This window comes from Serratia sp. (in: enterobacteria) (assembly GCF_051654945.1).
GTDB lineage: Bacteria > Pseudomonadota > Gammaproteobacteria > Enterobacterales > Enterobacteriaceae > Chania.
Map to the genome: position 1 here is coordinate 1 of NZ_JBOFZA010000116.1, position 4,988 is coordinate 4,988.

Consider the following 4,988-nt stretch of genomic DNA (forward strand, 5'->3'; position numbering starts at 1 on the left):
TACTTTGCCAGTAGTTGTGGTGGCGCACCAATATCTATCATCCGGCAATATATTGAACAACAGCAAACACCTGGTTAGGTGGAAAACCGCGCCTTATATCCCTGCCCTGAAGGACAGGGTTTTACGGCGCATTGGATAAATAACCGTCAACACGGCGCTCACCGTCACTTAACGCTTACGCTGTGGAAGCGAATACTTTCAGTATTGTTGCGCATACGTTGACTGACTCACACGGTGATGACCCGTCACAGGTGGGGCCGCTGCTGGAACAGATTCTCCCCCCCTCACCCGGGTCACCGCAGATGGTTACGACGAGGCCGCCACCTGCACCGTCATTGCCAACCACGGCGAGGCTGTCACGGTCGCCATTCCTCCGCGGTCAACAGTGGTGTCTGGAGAAACGACAGAGCCTCCGGGTCAGTGTGACCAGCATCAGGCCCTGATAGAGGAAAAGGCCTGGCAGGCTGCCGTGGAGTATGGCAAATGGGCGTTGGTGGGACGATGATGGAATGTGACAACACGCTGATAGGTTCGCGCCTGCACGCCCGGGGTTTTGCGACGCCGCAGACGGAGGTGGCCATCGGTGTGGCAGTACTGCATCGCCTGCGCCTGCTGTCAGTGGCCCGGTAGAATACCAAACCCGGGCATCAGTGTCAGCCTGATTAAAACCGTCCAACGTTATGGATGCAGTTCAAAAGGGACGGGGTTTTACGGCGCATCGGATAATGATCTGGCAAAAAGTCTCCATGGGTCATACCATGCAAAGGTTATCCATCGTCAACGCTGGAAAAACAGGCAAGGCGTTGAGTTGGCGACGTTGGACTGGGTAGACGGGTTCAGCAACCGCCGATTACTGGAACGCATCGGCTATGTGCCCCCGGTTGACGCAGAGCAATAGCTACCCGGGTGAACAAGGATCTGGCAGCCTGAGTTCCCGGACTTAACATGCGCCAAGAAACTCGGGCGGTTCACTCACGCCCGGCGAGCGTTATTTCACTGTCCAGGCCTGGGAGAACTCCCGGTCAAGAAACAGTTCAGTCAAGCCACTGATTTGTTTGAGTCGTAATACTTCATCAGCCTCCATTCCCAATTCTTCACTGATGCGCAAATCATCCCATCCCAGTCGAGAAAGTTCTTTGACAATATCAGACATCGCATTGACTTGATGGCGTCCCCTGGCGCGATTATGGCGTACCGTGGTCGCAATGCGATGGCTTTTATCGGGCGTATCAGCATCAAGCAGGACGACAGGATTATACCCCCCCAATGTTTTACGCAGCGGGGCTCTTTTTTGGGATAAGGCATGGCGATGAGCACCGTCGACAATGATGTAACAGTCATCATCCCGCTGACTGGCGACGATAGGCTGTGTGAACCCATCCTTAACCAGCGAAGTATACAACAGTCTGGTTTCCGGGGGGGCCATGGTGTTGGGGTTGTAGTCGTTAGCCTGTAACTGCCGAGTTGGCAGCCACAAGACACAATCGACAGGGTGAGAACTGAACGGGCTCAGTGCGTGCAGGGTGACTTTCAACGTATTGATTGTCGTGATTTTATCCTCGTCTGATAAGGCACTGATGAGCGAGACAAGGTGATCCTGCAATTCTTGTAGCGTCATAACAATCCCCACTTTTTTCTTTTTTCTTTTATTCTTTGATTGTACCGAGCGTAATGTGACGGTTTGTTCGGGCTGAACGACAACGCCCGGCACCAGTAGTCATTTTTCAATAACACTCGACATATTCTGCGCCATGACGGAATATCCCTTGATCCCAGATCTTTGTCCTGCTCTTCAGGAATGTCGTCAGGAAAGCCATGTGACCGGTACCAATGTAAATAGATGGCAATTTTATTACGGTAATGCTCGGCAGTCGCCGGAGGCATGCTGTCCATCAGAAAGAAAGCATAACGTTTCCAGGTATGGTGTACCGGTTTTCGTAGTACGCGATTGGCATAAAAATCGCCGGTGACGTTGGCGTATAACCCCCCACAATTCGCCCCGCTCACGCGCTGACACAATGTGCTCCAACGTTCCGGTTCGATGACATGATAGAGCCATAATCCCTGGCGTTGTTCTGGGCCAAAAGGCTCGCAGATCCGCATATGGCGCAAAGGGACCCCGGCCTGATACATCAGATCGTAGAGGGGATTATGACGTTGTTGGCTGCGCGCAAACCAGGTCCAGATATCGGCGGTTTTCCAGTCGTAAAGGGGATAAACATTGTATGCATACCGTTCCCGCGACGCCGTAGTCCAGGGTTTATCATCGGCATAGCGCATTTTCCCTTGTGACACGATCGCCAGAAAGCGTTGATAAGACTCGTCCGCCCGGATCCCCACCAATATGGCTGCTGGTTGCCGATCGGCAAACCAGTGATTAAAGGCCAGCACAAAATCTTCAAAGGTCATGGCGGGACGATAGAAAGGAAAAAAATCCGGCTGTTGGATCGCGTCCGGGGGCGGCTGGCGGATCCACTCGCAACCCGGTTGCCAGCAAATCCATTCGGGTTGTAATTGGGAGACGGAATTGAGGGTGGTGAGCGGAAGCGCCACCCAATAAAAGTGCTCAATCACGGCTTGATAAGTCTCGCGCAGTTGCTCAATATGGTTGATGGTTAACGTAAATTGCGCCTCCCAATCAATAAACAACACACTGAATGTTCTGTTCTTTTTACGCGCCACGTCGGCAGCCAGGTGTAGCATGAGCGTCGAATCCTTTCCGCCAGAAAGCGACAAGCAGATGCGGCTGAAATGCTCAAATGTCCATTCCAGTCGCTCTTTGGCTGCGACCAGAACATTTTTTTCTAATGGGATCTTGTGCCGCGAACCAGGCATATCAAGTTTTCACTTCACGAAAATGGTTGGGAATATGAGCGCTTTGTACAGCCACTCACTACACGAGCGAAATTCTGCACGGGAGCGTGGGTGTCGTTACCGCCGCCGTGATGAGCAAGACCGTCACACATTCAAACGGCGTAGCCGATATTAGGCTTAAAAACCAGCCAGTGAAAATAGCGTACATGCCTGAAAGGGGGCAATGTCGTCAGTCACTGACGTGTGGTGCCCTGGTCGCTCATCTCGCTCAGTTAATGAAATAACATCTGATGATCAAAAGCCAAAAAACAACACAACCAAGAAGCACCAGACACTTTATTGTAGCGTTACGCATGATATTTATTCCCAATGCAATTTACGGATCCGTTAATGGGACCGTCGGGTGACTGATGATAGTAAGGGCTGAGGTCAGCGACGTCTTTTAAGAAACGCTCAACCACAAGGTTATGTTGCATTAACACGGGCAGGTCGGTGAAGCTTGTGCTGTTGATCCTTTCGGTGCCGGGCAATTGACATCCTCCCCGAAGCTAGTACAAATAAATGCGAATACGCGAATTATTCTATTCATTGCTTCACTCCCTATTTTTATAACCCCCTCCCTGGGCTGAGCAATTCTTCGCACTTCGTAGCGGGATATCATCTGCCCAGCCATATCATGACAATGCCACACTTACTCTTCGTGGTATATTATCACCCCCTCTACCACTGCCCCCTGATCCGCTGCCCAGTCCCGATTTTTCTGCGAAATTTCTGCCCTCGACAGGTCAGCCTCCGACAGGACAGCCCCCGTCAGATCAGCCCTCGCCAGGTAAGCCCCCGACAGGTTAGCCTCCGTCAGGTCAGCCCTCGCCAGGTTAGCCCCCTCCAGGTGAGCCCCCATCAGGTCAGCCCTCGTCAGGTTAGCCCCCGGCAGGACAGCCCCCATCAGGACAGCCCCCGTCAGGTGAGCCCCCGTCAGGTGAGCCCTCGTCAGGTTAGCCCCCGGCAGGTGAGTCCCCTCCAGGTGAGCCCCCTCCAGGTGAGCCCCCCTCAGATCAGCCATCATCAGGACAGCCTCCGACAGAATAGCCTCCGTCAGGTCAGCCCTCTCCAGGTGAGCCCCCGACAGGTCAGCCTCCGACAGGTTAGCCCACTCCAGGTGAGCCCCCTCCAGGTGAGCCCCCTCCAGGTTAGCCCTCGTCAGGTCAGCCTCCGACAGGACAGCCTCCGTCAGGCAAGCCCCCGACAGGTTAGCCCTCTCCAGGTGAGCCCTCTCCAGGTGAGCCCCCGACAGGTTAGCCCTCTCCAGGTTAGCCCCCGGCAGGACAGCCTCCGCCAGGACAGCCCTCGTCAGGTTAGCCCCCGACAGGTTAACCCTCTCCAGGTTCGCCCCCCACAGGTGAGCCCCCTCCAGGTGAGCCCCCGACAAGTTAGCCCTCTCCAGGTTAGCCCCCGACAGGTTAGCCCTCTCCAGGTGAGCCCCCGGCAGGACAGCCCCCTCCAGGACAGCCTCCGTCAAGTCAGCCCTCTCCAGGTGAGCCCCCGACAGGTTAGCCCTCTCCAGGTTAGCCCCCGACAGATTAGCCCCCTCCAGGTGAGCCCCCCTCAGGTCAGCCCCCCTCAGGTCAGCCCCCCTCAGGTCAAGATCCGTCAGGTCCGCTCCGCCCTCGTTTACCTCGAGACCTCCGCTGGCGCCATTTTTTCTTCCAGCCATACACAGTTCCAGCAACAGACGGGTCATCTCTGCATGAGATGTATTGATGGGGGCGGGCAGGTCATCTGACTCCTCGACTGCATGGGTCTCTGTGTTTGTGACCTCTGCGTGTATTTGGTTATTACGGATAGTGATACCAATAAGCTGGGTTGTGCTATCTGGAACACGGAACTGGCACGTCAGGACACCATCCCGACTTCCCAGCGACACCATGTTCCCCGCCAGCTGAGTAAACGTCTCAACCCGCTCGCGTCTCCTGTCCACCTGCCCGAAGGTAAACAGGTGGAGCAAATGTTCGCCAATTCCCTTGAGGCTGCCTAACTCTTTCATTGGGGCATCCCCTCTCATACTCGCCTGTGCCATTTGCTGCATGTTGTTGGTCAGCAGTGAAATGCCGTTCATTGTTTTTCTCCTGTGCGTTATTGTCTGTACAGGACATTTTTATTGCGGAAACAAATTA

Annotated in this window: 4 protein-coding genes and 1 pseudogene; 2 read left to right on the forward strand and 3 right to left on the reverse strand. The window is 54.4% G+C overall.

The features are described 5' to 3' along the window. A pseudogene (locus ACRDCA_RS25295) lies at positions 1 to 222 on the forward strand (hypothetical protein); the annotation flags it as partial. 279 nt (positions 223 to 501) lie between these two features. After that, positions 502 to 630, forward strand: a complete 129-nt coding sequence (locus tag ACRDCA_RS25300; protein WP_438691981.1) for a hypothetical protein — start codon at positions 502 to 504, stop codon at positions 628 to 630. Positions 631 to 988: 358 nt separating this feature from the next. On the opposite strand, the gene ACRDCA_RS25305 is transcribed toward ACRDCA_RS25300, so the two are convergent. The 3 genes from ACRDCA_RS25305 to ACRDCA_RS25315 form a co-directional block, all read right to left on the reverse strand. Further along, positions 989 to 1,618 carry an IbrB-like domain-containing protein gene (locus tag ACRDCA_RS25305; RefSeq protein ID WP_438691982.1) on the reverse strand — a complete coding sequence of 210 codons (630 nt, stop codon included), beginning with the start codon at positions 1,616 to 1,618 and terminating at the stop codon, positions 989 to 991. After that, positions 1,615 to 2,835, reverse strand: a complete 1,221-nt coding sequence (locus ACRDCA_RS25310) for a phosphoadenosine phosphosulfate reductase (protein WP_438691983.1) — start codon at positions 2,833 to 2,835, stop codon at positions 1,615 to 1,617. Before ACRDCA_RS25310 ends, ACRDCA_RS25305 begins: the two co-directional genes overlap by 4 nt. A 670-nt stretch (positions 2,836 to 3,505) precedes the next feature. Beyond that, complete coding sequence (locus ACRDCA_RS25315; RefSeq protein WP_438691984.1) at positions 3,506 to 4,930, reverse strand: pentapeptide repeat-containing protein; 1,425 nt, start codon at positions 4,928 to 4,930, stop codon at positions 3,506 to 3,508. Between the last annotated feature and the right edge of the window lie 58 nt (positions 4,931 to 4,988).

What these genes read in the sequence shown, in the direction of transcription:
- ACRDCA_RS25300 (WP_438691981.1), top strand. Translation starts at nt 502, where the DNA reads ATGATGGAATGTGACAACACGCTGATAGGTTCGCGCCTGCACGCCCGG.
- ACRDCA_RS25305 (WP_438691982.1), bottom strand. Translation starts at nt 1,618, where the DNA reads ATGACGCTACAAGAATTGCAGGATCACCTTGTCTCGCTCATCAGTGCC.
- ACRDCA_RS25310 (WP_438691983.1), bottom strand. Translation starts at nt 2,835, where the DNA reads ATGCCTGGTTCGCGGCACAAGATCCCATTAGAAAAAAATGTTCTGGTC.
- ACRDCA_RS25315 (WP_438691984.1), bottom strand. Translation starts at nt 4,930, where the DNA reads ATGAACGGCATTTCACTGCTGACCAACAACATGCAGCAAATGGCACAG.